The following is a 19913-nucleotide window of genomic DNA, read 5'->3' as shown; positions in this document are numbered from 1 at the left end:
CCCATGGGCAGCCCTTCTGCGTTTCAGTCGGCCTGCATAAGGAGGCCTGCGCTCAGGCGCCGTCCTTGTGCAGGAACTGGCGGCGGTACTGGTTGGGCGATAGCCCGGCATGTTGGCGGAACAGGCGGGCGAAGAAGCTGGCGTCGTCGTAACCCACTTCGTAGCTGATGGTCTTGATGCTCTTGCGCGTAGCGCTGAGCAGGCCCTTGGCCGTCTCGATGCGCAGGCGCTGCAGGTAGTGCAGCGGCTTGTCGCCGGTCGCACTCTGGAAGCGGCGCATGAAGTTGCGAATGCTCATGCCGTGCTGGCGCGCCACATCCTCGATGCGGAATTTCTCGGCGAAGTGCTCCTCCAGCCACTGCTGTACCTGCAGGATGGCCACGTCCTGGTGCAGTTTCTGCCCGCCGAAGCCGATGCGCCCGGGGCTGTAGCTGCGCTGGGTCTCGTAGAGGATGTCGCGCGACACGCCTTGGGCGATGCCGGCACCGCAGTAGCGCTCGATCAGGTAGATGTACAGGTCGCAGGCCGAGGTGACGCCGCCGGCGCAGTACAGGTTGTCGGCGTCGGACAGGTGCTTGTCCTGGTTGAGCAGCACCTTGGGGAAACGCTCGCTGAACTCGCGGAAGAAGCGCCAGTAGGTGGTCGCCTCCTTGCCGTCGAGCAGGCCGGCCTGGGCCATCCAGAACACGCCGGTGGCCTCGCCGCAGATGGCGCGCCCGGCGGCGTGGCGCTCGCGCAGCCAGGGCAATACCTGTGGATAACGCTGGCAGAGGGCGTCGAAGTCGCCCCAGAAGGCCGGCAGGATGATCACGTCGGCGTCGTCCAGCGCGCCGTCCACCGGGATGGTCGCCTCGCTGAAGCTGGTGACGGCCTGGCCGTCGGGGCTGAGCACGCGAATCTGGAACAGCGAGGCGAGGCTCTGCCCCTGTTGCTTGCTATGGCGCATGGCGGCCATGTGGAAGAAGTCGCGGGCCTGCATCAGGGTGGCGGCGAAGACGCCATCGGTCGCCAGGATGGCGATGCGTGTAGGTGACATGTTTGTTGTTCTTGTTGGTGATTAATTGGTCATCAGGTGGCTGGATCGTCTTATTTTTTGTCGCATGTGTCCAGTGCCCGCGCTGCTGGCGCTGGCCTAGAGTGGGGCCCATCCAATGACCACTCAGATACAGGTGTAACAATGATTCCAAGAACCCTGTTCAGCTCCGAGCACGAGCTTTTCCGCGAGTCCGTCCGCAAGTTCTTCGAACAGGAGGCGGTGCCCTACCATGCTCAGTGGGAGAAGGACGGCCACATTGATCGTGCGCTGTGGAGCAAGGCGGGCGATGCCGGCATGCTCTGCTCGCACATTCCCGAGGAATATGGCGGCATGGCCGCGGACTTCCTTTACAGCGCCGTGGTCATCGAGGAGCAAGCGCGCCTGGGCCTGACCGGCGTGGGCTTCTCCCTGCACTCGGATATCGCCGCGCCCTACATCCTTCACTACGGTTCGGAAGAGCAGAAGCTGCACTACCTGCCGAAGATGGTTAGCGGCGAAGTCGTCACCGCCATCGCCATGACCGAGCCGGGCACCGGCTCCGACCTGCAGGGCGTGAAGACCACCGCCGTGCTGGATGGCGACGAATACGTTATCAATGGCTCGAAGACCTTCATCACCAATGGCTGGCTGGCCGACATGGTGATCGTGGTCGCCAAGACCGATCCCAAGGGCGGCGCCAAGGGCATCAGCCTGTTCCTGGTGGATGCCAACACCCCGGGCTTCTCCAAGGGCAAGCGCCTGGAAAAGGTCGGTATGAAGGCTCAGGACACCTCCGAGCTGTTCTTCCAGGACGTGCGCGTGCCCAAGGGCAACCTGCTGGGCAAGGAAGGTATGGGCTTCATCTACCTGATGCAGGAGCTGCCGCAGGAGCGCCTGACCGTCGGCGTCGGCGCCATTGCCTCGGCCGAGGCTGCGATCAAGTGGACGCTCGACTACACCCGCGAGCGCAAGGCCTTCGGTCGCTCGGTCTCGGACTTCCAGAACACCCGCTTCAAGCTGGCCGAGATGACCACCGAGGTGCAGATCGGTCGCGTGTTCGTCGACCGCTGCCTGGAACTGCACCTGAGCAAGAAGCTGGATGTGCCGAGCGCGGCGATGCTCAAGTACTGGGGCACCGACCTGCAGTGCAAGGTGATCGATGAGTGTGTGCAGCTGCACGGCGGCTACGGCTACATGTGGGAATACCCGATCGCCCGCGCCTGGGCGGATTCGCGGGTGCAGCGCATCTATGCCGGCACCAACGAGATCATGAAGGAGATCATCAGTCGCGCCCTGTAAGCGCGGTAGATGCGAAAAGCCCGGCGATTGCCGGGCTTTTTCGTTTCATGGCGCCGGGTTGGGCTGCTCGCGGTGGAGCGCCTCGATGGCGGCCAGCAGCTCCTCGCTCAGCTCCAGGCTGGCGCTGCCGAGGTTGCTCTCCAGCTGCTCCAGGTTGGTGGCGCCGATGATATTGCTGGTGACGAACGGCTGGCGGGTGACGAAGGCCAGGGCCATCTGCGCCGGATCGACGCCGTGTTCGCGCGCCAAGTGCACGTAGCGGTCGCAAGCCGCTTGCGCCTGTGGGTTAGTGTAGCGGGCGAAGCGGCTGAACAGGGTGATACGTGCGTTCGCCGGCCGGGCGCCGTTTTCGTACTTGCCGGAGAGCATGCCGAAGGCCAGGGGCGAGTAAGCCAGCAGGCCGCATTGCTCGCGGATCGCCACTTCCGCCAGGCCCACTTCGAAGCTGCGGTTGAGCAGGTTGTAGGGGTTCTGGATCGACACGGCGCGTGGCAGGCCCAGGCTGTCGGCCAGCTGCAGGAATTTCATTGTGCCCCAGGGCGTTTCGTTGGACAGGCCGATGTGGCGGATCTTGCCGGCCTTGACCTGCTCGCCGAGCGCCTCGAGGGTCTCCTGCAACGGCGTGAAGTCCTGTTCCTGGTGGCGATAGCCGAGTTGGCCGAAGAAGTTGGTGCTGCGCTCGGGCCAATGCAGTTGGTAGAGGTCGATCCAGTCGGTCTGCAGGCGTTTCAGGCTGGCATCCAGCGCCTCGGCGATATGTCGGCGGTTGTGCTTCAGGCTGCCGCCGCGGATGTAGTCGATGCCGTTGCCGGGGCCGGCGACCTTGCTCGCCAGCACCCAGTCGGAACGGTTGCCGCGGGCCTTGAAGTAGTTGCCGATGATGCGTTCGGTCGCGCCGTAGGTCTCGCCGCGCGGCGGTACCGGGTACATCTCGGCAGTGTCGAGGAAATTGATGCCGGCGGCGCGCGCGCGGTCGATCTGGACGAAGCCTTCGGCCTCGCTGTTCTGCTCGCCCCAGGTCATGCTGCCCAGGCACAGGGCGCTGACCTTGAGGTCGCTGCGGCCCAGTTGACGGTATTCCATGTGCGGTTCCTTGGTTTCAGGCAGAAGCGCCAAGCATAAAGCAGGTTGCTATTTTCGCTGCAATCGGCATAATTCCGCGGCTCTCTCGACGGCACGCCTAGCCAGAGTGAGAGAGAAGGTGGGGATGCCTAGCCCACCGACAACCCTGCCGTAGCGGACGTGCTGACCCGAGCCCCCGATAGCGTCTGTTTCCGGCCGTCTTTGACCTTGTCAAAGCAAGCACTATTCAGTAAGATCCGCCGTCTTATTTTCAGGGCGGCCCCTGAGGCTATAGCGAATGAAGACTTTTACTGCAAAACCGGAAACTGTTAAGCGCGACTGGTACGTCGTCGACGCTGCAGGTCAGACCCTGGGTCGTCTGGCCACCGAAATCGCTAGCCGTCTGCGCGGCAAGCACAAGCCGGAATACACCCCGCACGTTGATACCGGCGACTACATCGTCGTAATCAACGCCGAGCAGGTGCGTGTAACTGGCGCCAAGACCTCCGACAAAATGTACTACTCGCACTCCGGTTTCCCGGGTGGCATCAAGGAAATCAGCTTCGAGAAGCTGATCGCCAAAGCCCCCGAGCGCGTGATCGAGACCGCGGTCAAGGGCATGCTGCCGAAGAACCCGCTGGGTCGCGACATGTATCGCAAGCTGAAGGTGTACAAGGGTGCCAACCACCCGCACGCCGCTCAGCAGCCCCAAGAACTGAAGATTTAACGGAATAGTTCATTATGTCGGCGACTCAAAACTACGGCACTGGCCGTCGCAAGACTGCAACCGCACGCGTATTCCTGCGTCCGGGTACTGGCAAGATCTCTATCAACAACCGCAGCCTGGATAACTTCTTCGGCCGCGAGACCGCTCGCATGGTCGTGCGTCAGCCGCTGGAGCTGACCGAGACCACCGAGAAGTTCGACATCTACGTCACCGTTCTCGGTGGTGGTGTCAGCGGTCAAGCCGGTGCCATCCGTCATGGCATCACCCGCGCTCTGATCGAGTACGACGAAAGTCTGCGCAGCCCGCTGCGTAAAGCCGGCTACGTCACTCGTGACGCCCGTGAAGTCGAGCGTAAGAAAGTGGGTCTGCGTAAAGCTCGTAAGCGTCCGCAGTACTCCAAGCGTTAATTCGCTGCTACGTTCAAAGACGCCCAGTTTCCTTTTGGAACTGGGCGTTTTTTATTGCTTGGATTTTTCTGTGCGACAACCTGTCGCATTGGTGGAAGGCCCGGTCTGCAAGGCCTGCGACCAATTTGTATCGGGTAATTACCTTGTCAGAAAAGGGGCTTTTCTTTACCATTCGGCAAATTTTTGTGCGGCCCGATTTATTACTTAGTAGAGGCCTGACAACAGGCCACAAAGCTGATGGGAGACGACTGAATGAGCAATGACGGCGTGAATGCAGGCCGGCGTCGCTTCCTGGTGGCGGCCACTTCGGTGGTTGGTGCTGCCGGAGCGGTGGGTGCTGCGACTCCGTTCGTGGGGTCATGGTTCCCCAGTGCCAAGGCCAAAGCGGCCGGTGCACCGGTGAAAGTGAATATCGCCAAGGTCGAGCCCGGCCAGCAGATGGTTGCCGAATGGCGTGGCCAGCCGGTATTCATCGTGCGCCGCACCGAGGAAATCCTGGCGAACCTGGGCAAGATCCATGACCGCATGGCTGACCCGGAGTCCGCTTCCTCTGTGCAGCCGGAATACGTCGACAAGACCAGTCGCTCGATCAAGCCGGAAATCCTGGTGTTGGTCGGCCTGTGCACCCACCTAGGTTGCTCGCCGTCCTTCCGTCCGGAAGTGGCGCCGGCCGACCTCGGTCCGGAGTGGGTCGGTGGCTATTTCTGCCCTTGCCACGGTTCCCGCTACGACCTCGCCGGTCGTGTCTACAAGGCCCAGCCCGCGCCGCTGAACCTGCCGGTTCCGCCGCATTCCTACGAGTCCGATGACGTCATCATCGTCGGCGTGGACCAGGAGAAAGCATGATGGAAAAATTCATGGCCTGGATCGATGCGCGCTTCCCCGCGACCAAGATGTGGGAAGACCATCTGAGCAAGTACTACGCACCGAAGAACTTCAACTTCTTCTACTTCTTCGGCTCGCTGGCCCTGCTGGTGCTGGTCAACCAGATCCTCACCGGCATCTGGCTGACCATGAGCTTCACTCCGTCCGCCGAGGAAGCCTTCGCTTCCGTCGAGTACATCATGCGCGACGTGGAGTTCGGCTGGATCATCCGCTACCTGCACTCCACCGGCGCCTCCGCGTTCTTCGTGGTGGTCTACCTGCACATGTTCCGCGGTCTGCTCTACGGCTCCTACCAGAAGCCGCGTGAGCTGGTGTGGATCTTCGGCATGCTGATCTACCTCGCCCTGATGGCCGAGGCCTTCATGGGCTACCTGCTGCCGTGGGGCCAGATGTCCTACTGGGGCGCCCAGGTGATCATCTCGCTGTTCGGTGCCATCCCGGTGATCGGCGATGACCTGACCATGTGGATCCGTGGTGACTACCTGATCTCCGGCATTACCCTGAACCGCTTCTTCGCCTTGCACGTGATCGCCCTGCCGATCGTCCTGCTCGGCCTGGTCGTGCTGCACATCCTGGCACTGCACGAAGTCGGCTCGAACAACCCGGACGGCGTCGACATCAAGAAGCACAAGGACGAGAACGGCATTCCGCTCGACGGCATTGCCTTCCACCCGTACTACTCGGTGAAAGACATCGTTGGCGTGGTGGTCTTCCTGTTCGTCTTCTGCGCCGTGGTGTTCTTCTTCCCGGAGATGGGCGGTTACTTCCTCGAGAAGCCTAACTTCGAGCAGGCCAACCCGTTCAAGACTCCTGAGCACATCGCTCCGGTGTGGTACTTCACCCCGTTCTACGCCATCCTGCGTGCCGTTCCGGACAAGCTGCTGGGCGTGATCGCCATGGGCGCCGCCATTGCCGTGCTGTTCGTCCTGCCGTGGCTGGACCGTAGCCCGGTCAAGTCCATGCGCTACAAGGGCTGGCTGAGCAAGATCTGGTTGCTGGTGTTCTGCGTATCCTTCGTGATCCTCGGCGTGCTGGGCGTATTGGCTCCGACTCCGGGCCGTACCCTGCTGTCGCAGATCTGCACCGCGCTGTATTTCGCCTACTTCATCCTGATGCCGTTCTACACCCGGATGGAGAAAACCAAACCGGTTCCGGAAAGGGTGACTGGCTGATGAAAAAGCTATTTGCTGCATTTGTTCTCGCCGCACTGCCGGCACTGTCCATCGCTGCCGGTGGTCATGATGTGCACCTGGATCAGGTTGATATCGACCTGACCGACAAGGCCGCTCTGCAAGATGGCGCGCGTACCTTCGCCAACTACTGCATGGGCTGCCACAGCGCCAAGTTCCAGCGTTACGAGCGCGTTGCCGATGACATCGGCATCCCGCACGAACTGATGCTGGAGAACCTGGTGTTCACTGGTGCCAAGATCGGCGACCACATGAAGATCGGCATGCAGCCGCAGGATGCCAAGGCCTGGTTCGGTGCGGCTCCGCCCGATCTGACCCTGGTTGCCCGCGTGCGCGGCACCGACTGGCTGTACACCTACCTGCGCACCTTCTACGAAGATCCGGCGCGTCCGCTGGGCTCCAACAACAAGGTATTCCCGAACGTCGGCATGCCCAACGTGCTGGTCGGCCTGCAGGGCCGCCAGGTCGTCGGTTGCAAGCAGGTTCAGGTGGTCGAGAATGGCAAGAAGCAGTACGACCCGCTGACCGGTGCACCGATCACCCACGAGGCCTGCGACCAGCTGACCATCGTGCCGAAGACCGGCAAGCTGACCGAAGCTGAGTTCGACGAGAAGGTGCACAACCTGGTGACCTTCCTCGCCTACTCGGCCAACCCGGTCAAGCTGGAAAGCCAGCGCATCGGTACCTACGTGCTGCTGTACCTGGCCTTCCTCTTCGTGTTCGCCTATCTGCTGAAGCGCGAATACTGGAAGGACGTGCACTGATACACTGCGTTACCGCTGTAGACGCACGCGCCCCTCAAGGGCGCGTGCGTTTTTCTGTTTCTGCCATATCGAAAAACGAGGAGGGGCGCCATGGCCGCGACCAATAAGCTGGCCTGTTATTCCGACCCTGCCGATCACTATTCTCATCGCGTGCGTCTGGTGCTGGCCGAGAAGGGTGTCAGTGCCGAGATCATCGACGTCCTGCCGGGGCGCTGCCCGCCCAAGCTGGCCGATGCCAACCCCTATGGTGGTGTGCCGACCCTGGTCGATCGTGACCTGGCGCTGTACGAATCCACCGTGGTGATGGAGTATCTCGACGAGCGCTATCCGCATCCGCCGCTGCTGCCGGTCTACCCGGTGGACCGGGCCAAGAGCCGCCTGCTGATGCATCGTATCCAGCGTGACTGGGTCAAGCTGGTCGACCAGATCCTCGACTCGCGTACCAAGGAAGCCGACAAGGCGGTGGCGCGCAAGGAGCTGCGCGAGAGCCTGACCGGCGTTTCGCCGCTGTTCGCCGACAAGGCGTTCTTCCTCAGCGACGAGTTGAGCCTGGTGGATTGCTGCCTGCTGCCGATCCTGTGGCGCCTGCCGAAGCTGGGCATCGAACTGCCGCGCCCGGCCAAGCCGCTGCTGGATTACATGGAGCGTATGTTTGCCCGCGAGGCCTTCCAGGCCAGTCTGTCCACCGTCGAGCGCGACATGCGCTGAGCCGAAGGAGGCCAAGATGAACTCCAGTCGTCCCTACCTGGTGCGCGCCCTCTACGAGTGGATCGTCGACAACGACTGCACTCCGCACCTGCTGGTCAATGCCGAGTTCCCGCAGGTGCGTGTGCCGGCCGGCTACGCCAATGACGGCCAGATCGTCCTCAACGTGTCGCCCAGTGCCGTGCGCAACCTGCACATGGACAACGAGGCGGTCAGTTTCGAGGGGCGCTTCGGTGGCGTCGCCCATCAGCTGTATATCCCGTCCGGCGCCATGCTGGCGATCTATGCGCGGGAGAACGGTCAGGGCATGGTCTTCGAGCTGGAGCCGCCGGTGGATGACGACGAGGAAGGGCCGGAGCCGGATGGCGACGGGCCGTCCGGTGACGAGCCGCCCCGGCCCAGCGGGCGACCCAGCCTCAAGGTGGTCAAGTAGGCAACAAAAAAGGCGATCCGAGGATCGCCTTTTTCATGTCCGCAGGAGGGCCTGCGTTGGCTCAGTTGGTGTACTGGTACAGCGTGACGATCTTCTGCACGCCGGAGGCTCCGGAGGCCACGTTGGTGGCGGCGGCGCCCTCGGCGCGGGTGACCAGGCCCAGCAGGTAGACGATGCCGTTCTCGGTCACCACCTTGACCTTGGCGCTCGGCACGCTGTTGTCAGCCAGCATCAGGGTCTTGATCTTGCTGGTGATCAGTGCGTCGTTGCTGCGCGCCAGGGCCGAGGTGGGTTGCAGCACCTGGATCTCGTTGTGCAGCTTCTTCACGCCCTGTACGCCGTTGGCGACCTGGCCGGCCTTTTCCTTGAGGTCGGCGCGCGGGGTCTGGCCGGCCAGCAGGATCACGCCGTTGTAGGAGGTGACGACGATGTGCGAGGTCGGGCTGGTGAGATCGGCGTGGGAGCGGGAGATCGCGCTGGCCACGTTGGGCTCGAGGAACTGGTCGTCGATCTTGTTGCCGATGCTGCGGTTGCTGCAGCCGCCCAGGGCCAGGCCGAGGGCTAGGGTAACGAGGATCAGCGGGTTGCGGGTCATTCTTCACTCCCGAAAAGTTGGCGGTCGATCAGGTCGCACAGGCAGTGGATGGCCAGCAGGTGCACTTCCTGAATGCGTGCGGTGACCTTGGAGGGCACGCGAATTTCCACGTCTTCCGGCAGTAGCAGCGAGGCCATGCCGCCGCCGTCGCGGCCGGTCAGGGCGACGACCAGCATCTCGCGGTCATGCGCGGCCTGGATGGCCTGAATGACGTTGGCCGAGTTGCCGCTGGTGGAGATCGCCAGCAGCACGTCGCCGGGCTGGCCGAGGGCGCGAATCTGCTTGGAGAAGATCTCGTTGTAGCTGTAATCGTTGGCGATCGAGGTGATGGTCGAGCTGTCGGTGGTCAGGGCGATGGCCGGCAGGCTGGGGCGCTCGCGCTCGAAGCGGTTGAGCAGCTCGGAAGAGAAGTGCTGCGAGTCGCCGGCGGAGCCGCCGTTGCCGCAGGCGAGGATCTTGCCCTCGTTGAGCAGCGAATTGACCATCACCTGGCTGGCGTGCTCAATGAAGGGGACCAGGACTTCCATGGCCTGCTGTTTGGTATCGATGCTCGCTTGGAACATCTGGCGAATGCGGTTCTGCATGTCCATGGGATGAAACCTTAGGTGTGCTGGCTGATGAGACAGCCGAACGGGTCGGAAGTCGTCGTGGCGTTTGGTGATAAGGTTTTTACCTGAGGGCGCCGCCGCGAGTCGACTAGAAATCCTTGATCGGGCTTATTCACGTTTCGAAAGCGTTGCGTAGCCAGTTGAGTCCGCTGCTGCCGGGGCCGATCGCCACCACATCGAAGCGGCAGGGCTGCTTGCCCCAGCGGTTCTCGCGTTGCAGGAACAGTTCTGCGGCGAGAATCAGGCGCTGGCGCTTGCGCCCGTCGACGCTCTCCAGCGCACCGCCCCAGGCGGCGTGCTTGCGGTAGCGGACTTCGACGAATACTACTGTATCGCCGTCGAGCATGACCAGATCGAGCTCGCCGCCGCGACAGCTCCAGTTCTGCGCCAGTAGGCGCAGGCCCTGTTTCTGCAGGTGGTCGCAAGCCAGTGCCTCGGCTGTGCGACCACTGTCCTGAGTGCTCTTAATTGATCGCGTCCGGCAGGCGCTGGACCTGGCCGTTGCGGAACTCGGCCCAGGGCAGCTGACGCTCCACACGCTGGGCCTGGTTCAGGCTCAGGTTGCCGGAGAGGCCTTCTACCTGGCTATCCGGCAGGGCCTTGAGCTGGCTCAGGCGCGGCGCTAGGCGGAACGCATCGACGCCCATGGCGTACAGGCGGCCCAGGCTGCCGGCGGCTTGTGGCCACTGCTGGTCGACCTGCTGGCGCAGGGCGTCGTTGGCGTCCAGCAGCCAGGGGGTCTCGCAGAAACGGATGCCTTCCAGATCCTGGTACTGCGCCGGGTTCTGCCCGCCGGTGTAGAGGTGCGAGGTGGCGTAGACCGGCAGGTCGCCGGCGTACTGGAAGGCCAGGGTCGGCTTGATCTGCTGGGCCTGCTGCGGGGTGGCGGCGAGGAAGATGAAGTCGATGTCCTGGCGGCGCGACGGCAGGGCGGCCAGCTGGGTGCCCAGAGTGCTCTGCAGGCGCTTGGCGCGGGCTTCGCTCTGGCGCAGCTGGAGCAGGTCGGCGATCTGCTGGGCCAGCTCCACCGGCTGGTCGACATGCTCGGCAGCGATCAGGTTTCCGCCAGCGGCCTGCCAGCTTTGCTGGAAGGCGGCCAGCACGCGATTACCCCACTCGCCGCGCGGCACCAGGGCCACGGCGCTGCGCATGCCGTCGGCCCAGGCGCGGCGGGCTACTTCGCGGGCCTCGTCCTCAGCGGCCAGGCCGAACTGGAACAGCTGGGCCGGTGCTTCGCGGCCGGCGTCGCTGTAGTTGAGGGCGAGGGTGGTCAGCGGCAGTTGCGGGCGTTCGCTGAGCTGTTTGACCAGCGGCTTCTCCAGTGGCCCGACGACCAGTTGCACGCCATCGGCCTGGGCCTGGCGATAGAAGTCATCCAGCGAGGACAGGTGCGAGCTGTCGTACAGCACTACTTCCGGTGGGTTCTGCCCGGCCTGTTGGGCCTGGTAGTGAGCGGCGAGGAAGCCGTCGCGCAGGGCGCGAGCCACCGAGGCGAGCTGGCCGTCCTGCGGTAGCAGCAGGGCGATCTTCTGCAGCGGCTGGCCAGCCAGCTCCTTCAGCTTGCCCAGGGCCTGCGGCAGTTGTTCGGCGGCCGGGTGGCCGGCGTGCTGGCTTTTCCAGCTGTCGATGGCGGCCAGTTGCTGGTCCGGGGTGCCGGCGCTCTTGGTGGCCAGCGCCAGGCTCAGCCAGCCGTCGAGGTCGCTGTCGCCGGAGCTGATCAGCTGGCTCTGCGGCAGGCTGGAAACCAGGTTCCAGATGGCTTCGTGGTTGCTCTGTGCGGTTTCGCCGGACAGCAGCGGCGCGATGAACACACGCTCGCGAGCGGCGGCGAGGGTCTGGCCGTCCGCCTCCAGGGCGCGGGCGCGAACCAGCTGGGTGCGGGCCTGCTGTTCTACCGGCAGCTCGGCCAGACGCTCCAGGCTCGGGTGCTGCAGTGCCTTGAGCGCGCTCTTCGGCTTGTTGCGGGCCATTGCCAGCTCGGCCTGCAGGGTCGCGGCGAATACCTGCTGGGCCGGTTTCAGGCTATCCATCGGTACTTCGTCGAGAATCCGCGTAGCGCGGCCGATGTCCTGCTGGCGATAGGCCTGGTCGGCGGCGGACAGTCGCAGCAGGGCGGCCTGTTCCGGTTGGCTCTGACTGGCCTGTTGCAGCAACTGGTCGATGCTGGCCTGAGGTGTACGCGGCAATTCGCCCAGGCTGGACGAGGGCGAGCTGGCGCAAGCGGCGAGCAGGCCGGCGAGACAGAGGGCGGAGAGCGGGCGCAGGCAGGCGATCATCGAATACGGTCCTGGTACTGATCAGAAAGAAGGCAGGATTGTACCCAAGCCCCACGGCAGGCGCGATGTCGGCGCCATGAAACGGGCTACAATGCGCGCTTTCCGCAATCGAGGTACGCCCGTGAGTGCTTCCGCCGTTTCTTCCGCCACCGGCACGCTGTACGTGGTTGCCACGCCGATCGGCAACCTGGATGACATCAGTGCGCGCGCTTTGCGCATCCTGGCCGAAGTGGCGTTGATCGCCGCAGAAGACACCCGCCATTCGGCGCGCCTGCTGCAACACTTCGGCATCGGCACACCATTGGCCGCTTGTCACGAGCACAACGAGCGCGATCAGGGCGGGCGCTTCTTGGCTCGCCTGCAGGCCGGCGAAGACGTGGCGCTGATCTCCGACGCGGGTACGCCGCTGATCTCCGATCCGGGCTTTCATCTGGTGCGCGCCGCGCGCGCAGCCGGCATCCGCGTGGTGCCGGTGCCGGGGGCCTGTGCACTGGTGGCGGCGCTGTCGGCGGCCGGGCTGCCGTCGGATCGTTTCGCCTTCGAGGGTTTTCTGCCGGCCAAGACGGCAGGGCGCAAGTCGCGCCTGGAGGCGGTTGGGGAAGATACTCGTACCCTCATCTATTACGAGGCGCCGCATCGCCTGTTGGAGTCGCTGGCCGACATGCGCGACGTGTTCGGCGCTGATCGCCTGGCGGTGCTGGGGCGCGAATTGACCAAGACCTTCGAGACGCTCAAAGGACTGCCGCTGGGTGAGTTGCATGATTGGGTGGCGGCCGATAGCAACCAGCAGCGCGGCGAATGCGTGATTCTGGTCGCCGGCTGGCAGGCGCCGGAAGGTGAGGAGGCGGTCAGTGGCGAGGCGCTGCGCGTGCTCGATCTGCTGCTGGCGGAACTGCCGCTCAAGCGCGCGTCAGCACTGGCGGCGGAGATCACCGGGGTGCGCAAGAACCTGCTGTACCAGGCTGCCCTCGATCGGCAGAAGGGCGCTTGAGCTTGTCCTGAGGCGTTCGGGTCGTTACCCTTGGCAGCGGAGAGTCGATCGGACAGTCGCTGCCTTCTTCATTGAAGGGGGAGGAAAGTCCGGGCTCCATAGGGCGGAGTGCCAGGTAACGCCTGGGAGGCGCGAGCCTACGGAAAGTGCCACAGAAAATAACCGCCTAAGCACGCAAGTGCCGGTAAGGGTGAAAAGGTGCGGTAAGAGCGCACCGCACGTCTGGTAACAGTTCGTGGCTAGGCAAACCCCACTCGGAGCAAGACCAAATAGGGTTCCATCGGCGTGGCCCGCGCTGGAACCGGGTAGGTTGCTAGAGGCGTACAGCGATGTGCGTCGTAGAGGAATGACTGTCCTCGACAGAACCCGGCTTACAGATCGACTCTCCTCCTTTCTCTTCTATCTGCTTCGCCTCTCAATACCGAAAAATTCTTACTCTTAAGAAATTACTTTAAGTTCGAAGTTTAGCTTCATGAGCTCGCTGAATTTCGCCTGCCAAAACCCTTCGTTTTGCTTCTAAAAAAGCCCCTCTTAGTTCGCTAAATCACCGTCCCATAAGGATTTTTCCCCGTTTGCGCGCCTTGACGCTAAGGCTTGTGCGTTTCTATAGTGTGCCGAAGTGGCACAAAGTGGAAAAAAGTGGGTCACAAGGGCACGGAAAGCTAATTACAGTGGGGAAGCGCAGCCTTGTTTCGTGGAGCTAACGCCATCAGTCTCGACGCCAAAGGGCGACTCGCGATGCCGAGCCGGTATCGCGACGAGCTCGTTTCGCGTTGTTCTGGCCAGCTCATCGTAACCATCGATGCCGTAGATCCCTGCCTGTGTGTTTATCCCCTGCCTGAGTGGGAGCTGATCGAAGCCAAGCTCCGCGACCTGCCATCCCTGCGTGAAGAGACCCGTCGCCTGCAGCGCCTGCTGATCGGCAATGCCGTGGATATCGAGCTGGACGGCAGTGGTCGTTTCCTCGTGCCGCCGCGCCTGCGCGCGCATGCGGGCCTGGACAAGCACGCGATGCTGGTCGGCCAACTGAACAAATTCCAACTGTGGAACGAGGATGCCTGGAACGCGCTTGCCGACGCCGATCTGGCGGCCATCAAACAACCCGGCGCTCTGCCGGACGACCTGCGCGATCTGATCCTGTGACCATGACCAATAGCTTCCGCCATATCACCGTGCTGCTCGACGAGGCCGTCGATGCTCTCGCCTTGCGCGAGGGCGGCTGCTACCTCGATGGCACCTTCGGGCGCGGAGGGCACAGTCGGCTGATTCTGGAAAGGCTCGGGCCAGACGGTCGCCTGCTCGGATTCGACAAGGATCCACAAGCAATCGCGACGGGAAATGCACTGGCGGCCGAAGACGGCCGCTTCGTCGTTGTACAGCGCAGCTTCGCCGAACTGGGCGAAGAGGCGGTGGCGCGCGGCCTGGTCGGCAAGATCGACGGCCTGCTGCTCGACCTCGGCGTGTCCTCGCCGCAGCTGGATGACGCCGAGCGTGGCTTCAGCTTCCTCAATGACGGCCCGCTGGATATGCGCATGAATCCGGACGCCGGCGTCAGCGCCGCGCAGTTCATCGCCACCGCCAGCGCCGACGAGATCGCCCGCGTCTTCAAGGAGTATGGCGAAGAGCGCTTCGCCAAGCGCATGGCCCGTGCCGTGGTCGAGCGTCGCGAGCAGAATCCGTTCGAGCGTACCGCCGACCTGGCTGCCGTGCTGACTGAGGCCAATCCGGCTTGGGAGAAGGGCAAGAATCCGGCGACCCGTGCCTTCCAGGGTCTGCGTATTCACGTCAACAACGAGCTGGGTGACCTGGAGCGTGGCCTCGATGCTGCGCTGGAGTCGCTGGCCGTGGGCGGCCGCCTGGTGGTGATCAGCTTCCACTCGCTGGAAGACCGCATCGTCAAACAGTTCATGAAACGCCAGGCCAAGGGCGAAGCGGACAACCTGCCGCGCGACCTGCCGATTATTCCCAAGGCTTTCGAGCCGCGTCTCAAGCTGCTGGGCAAGCCGCAGTTCGCCTCCGAGGCTGAACTCAAGGCCAACCCGCGTTCGCGCAGCGCGGTCATGCGCGTAGCGGAGAAGCTGCGTTGAGTCGCCTTTACGCCAAGCCGTTGCCGCCCGGCAGCCTGTTGCTGGCGTTGCTGTTCGGCGCCGTGCTGCTTTCAGCTATCGCCGTGTCCTATAGCGCACACTGGAATCGCCAGCTGCTCAATGCGCTGTATACCGAGCTCAGTGTGCGCGACAAGGTGCAGGCCGAGTGGGGTCGCCTGGTGCTGGAGCAGAGCACCTGGACTGCGCACAACCGTATCGAAGCCCTGGCCAGCGGCCAGCTGAAGATGCGCATCCCCGAGCCGACCGAAGTGCAGATGGTGGCGCCATGATCGGTCTCGAAGGCGCTCTCTATCCCTGGCGCTTCCGCCTGGTGCTGGCCCTGCTGGCGCTGATGGTCGGCGCCATCGCCTGGCGCATCGTCGATCTGCACGTGATCGACCACGACTTCCTCCAGGCCCATGGTGATGCACGCAGCGTGCGCCATATCCCGATTCCGGCGCATCGTGGCCTGATCACCGACCGCAATGGCGAGCCGCTGGCCGTCAGCACCCCGGTAACTACCCTGTGGGCCAACGGCAAGGAACTGTTCAAGGCTCAGGAGCGCTGGGCCGATCTGGCCGCCGCTCTGGGTCAGGAGCCCAAGTCCTTCGCCCAGCGCCTGACCCAGGCCCAGGAGCGCGAGTTCATGTACCTGGTGCGTGGCCTGACGCCCGAACAGGGTCAGCGCATTCTCGATCTCAAGGTGCCGGGCGTATATGGCCTGGAAGAATTCCGCCGCTTCTATCCAGCTGGCGAAGTGACTGCCCATGTGGTCGGCTTTACCGACGTCGACGACCGTGGTCGCGAGGGTGTCGAGCTGGCCTTCGAGGAGTGGCTGGCCGGCGTGCCCGGCAAGCGCCAGGTGCTCAAGGACCGCCGCGGCCGTCTGATCAAGGACGTGCAGGTCAGCCAGAACGCCAAGGCCGGCAAGACGCTGGCCTTGTCCATTGATCTGCGTCTGCAGTACCTGGCCCACCGCGAGCTGCGCAATGCGCTGATCGAGCAGAACGCCAAGGCCGGCAGCCTGGTGATGATCGATGTGAAGACCGGCGAGATCCTCGCCATGGTCAACCAGCCGTCCTACAACCCGAACAACCGCCGCAACCTGCAGCCCGCCGCGATGCGCAATCGCGCGATGATCGACGTGTTCGAGCCGGGGTCGACCGTCAAGCCGATCTCCATGGCCGCCGCCCTGCAGACCGGGCGCTGGAAGCCGGAAGACAAGGTCGAGGTCTACCCGGGTTCGCTGCAGATCGGTCGCTACACCATCAAGGACGTGTCCAAGACCCAGGGTCCGGTGCTGGACCTGACCGGCATTCTGATCAACTCGTCCAACGTCGGCATGAGCAAGGTCGCCTTCGACATCGGTGGCGAGACCATCCACGACATGATGAGCAAGGTCGGCTTCGGTCAGGACACCGGTCTGGGCTTCCCTGGCGAACGCGTCGGCGAGCTGCCTAGTCACCGCGAGTGGCGCAAGGCCGAGACCGCGACCCTGTCCTACGGTTACGGCGTGTCGGTAACCGCCATCCAGATGGCCCATGCCTACGCCACCCTGGCCAACAACGGCCAGGTGCTGCCGCTGTCCATGACCCGCGTCGATCGCCAGCCGGTCGGCGCCCAGGTCGTACCGCCGGAAGTGGCCAAGACCCTGCAGGGCATGTTGCAGCAGGTGATCGAGGCGCCGCGCGGTGTGTTCCGCGCCCAGGTGCCGGGCTACCACGTCTCCGGCAAGAGCGGCACCGCGCGCAAGGCCAGCGTCGGCACCAAGGGTTACACCGCCAACGCCTACCGCTCGATGTTCGCCGGCTTCGCGCCGAGCTCCAATCCGCGCATCGCCATGTTCGTGGTGGTCGATGAGCCGAGCAAAGACGGCTACTTCGGCGGCCTGGTCTCCGCGCCCGTATTCAGCAAGGTGATGGCCGGCTCCCTGCGCCTGATGAACATCACCCCCGACAACCTGCCGCCGCCGGTCGATCCGGCCGCGGCTCAGCCGCAGACTGCCACTGCGGCCAGCACTCCGGGAGGGCGAATCTGATGCCCATGCCCCTCAATCAACTGTTGGCGCAGGCAAACAGCGCCGTACTGATCCGTGAACTGACTCTGGACAGCCGCAAGGTGCGCCCGGGTGACCTGTTCCTCGCCGTGCCGGGCCTGGCCCAGGACGGTCGCGCGCATATCGCCGATGCCATTGCGCGCGGCGCTGCTGCCGTGGCCTACGAGGCCGAAGGCTCTTCCGTGGTTAGCGCCAAGGGCGCCGAGCTGGTAGCGATCAAAGGCCTGGCCGGCCAGCTGTCGGCCATCGCCGGACGCTTCTATGGTGAGCCGAGCCGCGCCCTGCGTCTGGTCGGCGTCACTGGCACCAATGGCAAGACCAGCGTCAGTCAACTGGTGGCTCAGGCCCTCGACCTGCTGGGCGAGCGCTGCGGCATCGTCGGCACCCTCGGTACTGGCTTCTATGAGGCACTGCAGAGCGGCCGTCACACCACGCCTGATCCTATCGCCGTGCAGGCGACCCTGGCCGACCTCAAGCAGGCCGGCGCGCGCGCCGTGGCCATGGAAGTTTCCTCCCACGGTCTGGATCAGGGCCGCGTGGCGGCGCTGGACTTCGGTTTGGCGGTGTTCACCAACCTGTCGCGCGATCACCTGGACTACCACGGCAGCATGGAGGCCTACGGCGCCGCCAAGGCCAAGCTGTTCGCCTGGCCGGAGCTGAAGTGCCGGGTGATCAACCTGGATGACGAATTCGGTCGCCAGTTGGCCGCCGAGTCGCGTGAGTCACGCCTTATCGGCTACAGCCTGAGTGACGCCTCCGCCTATCTTTACTGCCCCGAGGCTCAGTTCGGCGATCACGGCGTGCAGGCCCGACTGAAGACTCCGCAAGGCGAGGGCCTGCTGCGCAGCCCGCTGCTTGGTCGCTTCAATCTGAGCAACCTGCTGGCCGTGGTCGGCACGCTGCTCGGTCTTGGCTATCCGCTGGACGAAATTCTTTCGATCATGCCGCGCCTGCAGGGCCCGGTCGGGCGCATGCAGCGCTTCGGTGGCGAGCAACTGCCGCTGGTGGTGGTCGACTACGCACACACTCCGGATGCCCTGGAAAAGGTGCTGGAAGCCCTGCGTCCGCATGTGACTGGTCGCCTGCTGTGCCTGTTCGGTTGCGGCGGTGATCGCGATCGCGGCAAGCGGCCGTTGATGGCGGCCGTGGCCGAGCGCCTGGCCGATGTCGTGCTGGTCACCGATGACAACCCGCGTACGGAAGATTCGGCGCAGATCGTCGCCGATATCCGTGGCGGTTTCGCCAAGCCGGAGGCCGTCGAGTTCGTCCATGGTCGTGGCGAGGCCATCGCCCGTCTGATCGCCACCGCCCAGCGCGGCGATGTGGTACTGCTGGCCGGCAAGGGCCACGAGGATTACCAGGAGATCGCCGGCGTTCGTCATGCCTTCTCCGACCTGGACGAGACCGCCAAGGCCCTGCAGGCCTGGGGGGTTGCCCATGCTTAAACCGTTGCTGCTGAGCGAAGTGGCCCAGGTCCTGGACGCCCGCGTGGTGGGCGCCGACGTGGCGTTCTCCGCGGTATCCACCGACAGCCGCAAGATCGAGGCCGGCCAGCTGTTCATCGCTTTGGTCGGGCCGAACTTCGATGGCCACAACTACCTGGCTGAAGTCGCCGCCAAGGGCGCCGTCGCCGCCCTGGTGCAGCACGAGGTGCCGGGCGCACCGCTGCCGCAGCTGCTGGTCGCCGATACCCGCATCGCCCTGGGCCAGCTCGGTGCGCTCAATCGCAAGGCTTTCAACAAGCCGCTGGCTGCCGTCACCGGCTCCAGCGGCAAGACCACGGTCAAGGAAATGCTCGCCAGCATCCTGCGTGCCGGCCTCAATGGTCCGGTGCTGGCCACCCGTGGCAACCTGAACAACGACCTCGGCGCGCCGCTGACCCTGCTGGAGCTGGCCTCCGAGCATGTCGGCGCGGTGATCGAGCTGGGTGCCAACCATATCGGCGAGATCGCCTATACCGTCGGCCTGACCAAGCCGCAGGTGGCCATCATCACCAATGCCGGCCTGGCCCATGTTGGCGAGTTCGGCGGCCCAGAGAAGATCGTCGAGGCCAAGGGCGAGATTCTCGAAGGCCTGGGCGAGCAGGGCATCGCCGTGCTCAACCGTGACGACAAGGCCTTCGCCACCTGGCAGGCCCGCGCCAAGGGTCGTCAGGTGCTGAGCTTCGCCCTGCACGAGCAATCTGCTGACCTGCATGCCGCCGAGCTGTGGCGCGATGCCCGTGGTTGCGCCGGTTTTGCCCTGGCCGGCCGTGCCGGTGAGGCGCGCATCCAGCTCAACTTGCTCGGCGAGCACAGCGTGGCCAATGCCCTGGCCGCCGCCGCTGCTGCACACGCCCTCGGCGTGCCGCTGGTCGGGATCAAGGCCGGTCTGGAAGCCCTGCAGCCGGTCAAGGGCCGCGCCGTGGCTGACCTGGCGCCGAACGGCGTGCGGGTGATCGATGACAGTTACAACGCCAACCCGCTGTCCATGTGCGCGGCAGTCGATATACTCGCCGCCTTCTCCGGTCGCACCGTTCTGGTGCTGGGAGATATGGGCGAGTTGGGCGAGTGGGCCGAGCGGGGCCATCGCGATGTCGGCGCCCATGCCGCAGGCAAGGTCGATGCGCTCTATGCCGTAGGGCCGCTGATGGCGCATGCCGTTGCAGCTTATGGTGCCAATGGCCGTCATTTCGCCGATCAAGCCAGCCTGATCGAAGCGCTTCGCAGCGAGTCGGGCGATACCACCATTCTAATTAAAGGCTCGCGCAGCGCGGCGATGGACAAGGTCGTCGACGCGTTGCTGCAACGGGCATCCGGGGAGGTTCACTAATC

At 64.1% G+C, this 19913-nt stretch carries 21 protein-coding genes and 1 other RNA gene; 16 read left to right on the top strand and 6 right to left on the bottom strand.

Features of this window, described 5'->3' with window-relative positions:
* Positions 1 to 52: 52 nt before the first annotated feature.
* A complete protein-coding gene (locus IP89_RS09075; protein ID WP_177326859.1) occupies positions 53 to 955 on the bottom strand; it encodes a GlxA family transcriptional regulator in 903 nt (300 codons plus the stop codon).
* Between the two features lie 222 nt (positions 956 to 1177).
* Between IP89_RS09075 and IP89_RS09070 the strand changes: the two genes are divergently transcribed.
* The gene (locus IP89_RS09070) at positions 1178 to 2314 is read left to right on the top strand and encodes an acyl-CoA dehydrogenase family protein (protein ID WP_043309121.1); all 1137 of its coding nucleotides are present in this window, start codon (positions 1178 to 1180) and stop codon (positions 2312 to 2314) included.
* 45 nt (positions 2315 to 2359) lie between these two features.
* Here the strand turns inward: IP89_RS09070 and IP89_RS09065 are convergent, their stop codons facing one another.
* On the bottom strand, positions 2360 to 3397 hold the full coding sequence (locus tag IP89_RS09065) for an NADP(H)-dependent aldo-keto reductase (protein WP_043309120.1): 1038 nt from the start codon (positions 3395 to 3397) through the stop codon (positions 2360 to 2362).
* Positions 3398 to 3674: 277 nt separating this feature from the next.
* On the opposite strand from IP89_RS09065, the gene rplM reads away from it, so the two are divergent.
* The 7 genes from rplM to IP89_RS09030 all read left to right on the top strand — a co-directional run bounded on the left by rplM (position 3675) and on the right by IP89_RS09030 (position 8487).
* Positions 3675 to 4103 (top strand): 50S ribosomal protein L13, encoded by a 429-nt coding sequence (gene rplM, locus IP89_RS09060; protein WP_043309119.1) that lies wholly within the window; start codon positions 3675 to 3677, stop codon positions 4101 to 4103.
* A gap of 14 nt (positions 4104 to 4117) precedes the next feature.
* Positions 4118 to 4510 (top strand): 30S ribosomal protein S9, encoded by a 393-nt coding sequence (gene rpsI / locus IP89_RS09055; RefSeq protein WP_021701334.1) that lies wholly within the window; start codon positions 4118 to 4120, stop codon positions 4508 to 4510.
* Between the two features lie 252 nt (positions 4511 to 4762).
* Positions 4763 to 5356, top strand: coding sequence for a ubiquinol-cytochrome c reductase iron-sulfur subunit (gene petA / locus IP89_RS09050; protein WP_043309118.1), 594 nt, complete (start codon positions 4763 to 4765; stop codon positions 5354 to 5356).
* Entirely contained in the window at positions 5356 to 6567 is a 1212-nt protein-coding gene (locus tag IP89_RS09045) for a cytochrome bc complex cytochrome b subunit (RefSeq protein WP_043309117.1), read from the top strand. Before petA ends, IP89_RS09045 begins: the two co-directional genes overlap by 1 nt.
* Complete coding sequence (locus IP89_RS09040) at positions 6567 to 7349, top strand: cytochrome c1 (protein WP_043309116.1); 783 nt, start codon at positions 6567 to 6569, stop codon at positions 7347 to 7349. The genes IP89_RS09045 and IP89_RS09040 overlap by 1 nt, the downstream gene beginning before the upstream one ends.
* A 90-nt stretch (positions 7350 to 7439) precedes the next feature.
* Positions 7440 to 8057: a glutathione S-transferase N-terminal domain-containing protein gene (locus IP89_RS09035; RefSeq protein WP_043309115.1), complete on the top strand. Its 618-nt coding sequence runs from the start codon at positions 7440 to 7442 to the stop codon at positions 8055 to 8057.
* A 16-nt stretch (positions 8058 to 8073) separates the two neighbouring features.
* Complete coding sequence (locus IP89_RS09030) at positions 8074 to 8487, top strand: ClpXP protease specificity-enhancing factor (protein WP_043309114.1); 414 nt, start codon at positions 8074 to 8076, stop codon at positions 8485 to 8487.
* Positions 8488 to 8548: 61 nt separating this feature from the next.
* On the opposite strand, the gene IP89_RS09025 is transcribed toward IP89_RS09030, so the two are convergent.
* The 4 genes from IP89_RS09025 to IP89_RS09010 form a co-directional block, all read right to left on the bottom strand.
* Positions 8549 to 9082, bottom strand: a complete 534-nt coding sequence (locus IP89_RS09025) for a BON domain-containing protein (RefSeq protein ID WP_043309113.1) — start codon at positions 9080 to 9082, stop codon at positions 8549 to 8551.
* Entirely contained in the window at positions 9079 to 9672 is a 594-nt protein-coding gene (locus IP89_RS09020) for a phosphoheptose isomerase (RefSeq protein WP_043309112.1), read from the bottom strand. The genes IP89_RS09025 and IP89_RS09020 overlap by 4 nt, the downstream gene beginning before the upstream one ends.
* A 130-nt stretch (positions 9673 to 9802) precedes the next feature.
* A complete protein-coding gene (locus tag IP89_RS09015; RefSeq protein WP_043309214.1) occupies positions 9803 to 10159 on the bottom strand; it encodes a YraN family protein in 357 nt (118 codons plus the stop codon).
* A complete protein-coding gene (locus IP89_RS09010; protein ID WP_043309111.1) occupies positions 10155 to 11966 on the bottom strand; it encodes a penicillin-binding protein activator in 1812 nt (603 codons plus the stop codon). Before IP89_RS09010 ends, IP89_RS09015 begins: the two co-directional genes overlap by 5 nt.
* A gap of 91 nt (positions 11967 to 12057) precedes the next feature.
* Between IP89_RS09010 and rsmI the strand changes: the two genes are divergently transcribed.
* From rsmI to murF, 8 genes are all read left to right on the top strand, one after another.
* Complete coding sequence (gene rsmI, locus IP89_RS09005) at positions 12058 to 12957, top strand: 16S rRNA (cytidine(1402)-2'-O)-methyltransferase (protein ID WP_052081008.1); 900 nt, start codon at positions 12058 to 12060, stop codon at positions 12955 to 12957.
* Positions 12958 to 12997: 40 nt separating this feature from the next.
* Positions 12998 to 13347: RNase P RNA component class A (gene rnpB / locus IP89_RS22730), an RNA gene on the top strand.
* Between the two features lie 297 nt (positions 13348 to 13644).
* Positions 13645 to 14100 (top strand): division/cell wall cluster transcriptional repressor MraZ, encoded by a 456-nt coding sequence (gene mraZ / locus IP89_RS09000; RefSeq protein ID WP_043309109.1) that lies wholly within the window; start codon positions 13645 to 13647, stop codon positions 14098 to 14100.
* Between the two features lie 2 nt (positions 14101 to 14102).
* Positions 14103 to 15044 carry a 16S rRNA (cytosine(1402)-N(4))-methyltransferase RsmH gene (gene rsmH, locus IP89_RS08995; RefSeq protein WP_043309108.1) on the top strand — a complete coding sequence of 314 codons (942 nt, stop codon included), beginning with the start codon at positions 14103 to 14105 and terminating at the stop codon, positions 15042 to 15044.
* Positions 15041 to 15334 (top strand): cell division protein FtsL, encoded by a 294-nt coding sequence (gene ftsL / locus IP89_RS08990; protein WP_043309107.1) that lies wholly within the window; start codon positions 15041 to 15043, stop codon positions 15332 to 15334. Before rsmH ends, ftsL begins: the two co-directional genes overlap by 4 nt.
* Positions 15331 to 17082 (top strand): penicillin-binding protein 2, encoded by a 1752-nt coding sequence (locus IP89_RS08985; protein ID WP_043309106.1) that lies wholly within the window; start codon positions 15331 to 15333, stop codon positions 17080 to 17082. The genes ftsL and IP89_RS08985 overlap by 4 nt, the downstream gene beginning before the upstream one ends.
* Entirely contained in the window at positions 17082 to 18545 is a 1464-nt protein-coding gene (murE, locus tag IP89_RS08980; protein ID WP_043309105.1) for a UDP-N-acetylmuramoyl-L-alanyl-D-glutamate--2,6-diaminopimelate ligase, read from the top strand. Before IP89_RS08985 ends, murE begins: the two co-directional genes overlap by 1 nt.
* A complete protein-coding gene (murF, locus tag IP89_RS08975) occupies positions 18538 to 19911 on the top strand; it encodes a UDP-N-acetylmuramoyl-tripeptide--D-alanyl-D-alanine ligase (protein WP_043309104.1) in 1374 nt (457 codons plus the stop codon). The genes murE and murF overlap by 8 nt, the downstream gene beginning before the upstream one ends.
* Positions 19912 to 19913: the final 2 nt, after the last annotated feature.

Origin of the sequence: Pseudomonas sp. ML96, assembly GCF_000761545.1 — a bacterium.
GTDB lineage: Bacteria > Pseudomonadota > Gammaproteobacteria > Pseudomonadales > Pseudomonadaceae > Aquipseudomonas.
Note: the sequence above shows the minus strand (reverse complement) of the source record. Positions and strands in the feature narration are given on the sequence as shown.

Excerpts from the sequence above, each read along its gene's own strand:
- IP89_RS09010 (WP_043309111.1), bottom strand. The coding sequence starts at position 11,966 with ATGATCGCCTGCCTGCGCCCGCTCTCCGCCCTCTGTCTCGCCGGCCTG.
- murE (WP_043309105.1), top strand. The coding sequence starts at position 17,082 with ATGCCCATGCCCCTCAATCAACTGTTGGCGCAGGCAAACAGCGCCGTA.
- petA (WP_043309118.1), top strand. The coding sequence starts at position 4,763 with ATGAGCAATGACGGCGTGAATGCAGGCCGGCGTCGCTTCCTGGTGGCG.
- IP89_RS09045 (WP_043309117.1), top strand. The coding sequence starts at position 5,356 with ATGGAAAAATTCATGGCCTGGATCGATGCGCGCTTCCCCGCGACCAAG.
- rsmI (WP_052081008.1), top strand. The coding sequence starts at position 12,058 with ATGCGCGCTTTCCGCAATCGAGGTACGCCCGTGAGTGCTTCCGCCGTT.
- IP89_RS09075 (WP_177326859.1), bottom strand. The coding sequence starts at position 955 with ATGGCCGCCATGCGCCATAGCAAGCAACAGGGGCAGAGCCTCGCCTCG.
- rsmH (WP_043309108.1), top strand. The coding sequence starts at position 14,103 with ATGACCAATAGCTTCCGCCATATCACCGTGCTGCTCGACGAGGCCGTC.
- murF (WP_043309104.1), top strand. The coding sequence starts at position 18,538 with ATGCTTAAACCGTTGCTGCTGAGCGAAGTGGCCCAGGTCCTGGACGCC.
- IP89_RS08985 (WP_043309106.1), top strand. The coding sequence starts at position 15,331 with ATGATCGGTCTCGAAGGCGCTCTCTATCCCTGGCGCTTCCGCCTGGTG.
- rpsI (WP_021701334.1), top strand. The coding sequence starts at position 4,118 with ATGTCGGCGACTCAAAACTACGGCACTGGCCGTCGCAAGACTGCAACC.
- IP89_RS09070 (WP_043309121.1), top strand. The coding sequence starts at position 1,178 with ATGATTCCAAGAACCCTGTTCAGCTCCGAGCACGAGCTTTTCCGCGAG.
- IP89_RS09030 (WP_043309114.1), top strand. The coding sequence starts at position 8,074 with ATGAACTCCAGTCGTCCCTACCTGGTGCGCGCCCTCTACGAGTGGATC.
- IP89_RS09020 (WP_043309112.1), bottom strand. The coding sequence starts at position 9,672 with ATGGACATGCAGAACCGCATTCGCCAGATGTTCCAAGCGAGCATCGAT.
- rplM (WP_043309119.1), top strand. The coding sequence starts at position 3,675 with ATGAAGACTTTTACTGCAAAACCGGAAACTGTTAAGCGCGACTGGTAC.
- IP89_RS09025 (WP_043309113.1), bottom strand. The coding sequence starts at position 9,082 with ATGACCCGCAACCCGCTGATCCTCGTTACCCTAGCCCTCGGCCTGGCC.
- IP89_RS09040 (WP_043309116.1), top strand. The coding sequence starts at position 6,567 with ATGAAAAAGCTATTTGCTGCATTTGTTCTCGCCGCACTGCCGGCACTG.
- IP89_RS09065 (WP_043309120.1), bottom strand. The coding sequence starts at position 3,397 with ATGGAATACCGTCAACTGGGCCGCAGCGACCTCAAGGTCAGCGCCCTG.
- IP89_RS09035 (WP_043309115.1), top strand. The coding sequence starts at position 7,440 with ATGGCCGCGACCAATAAGCTGGCCTGTTATTCCGACCCTGCCGATCAC.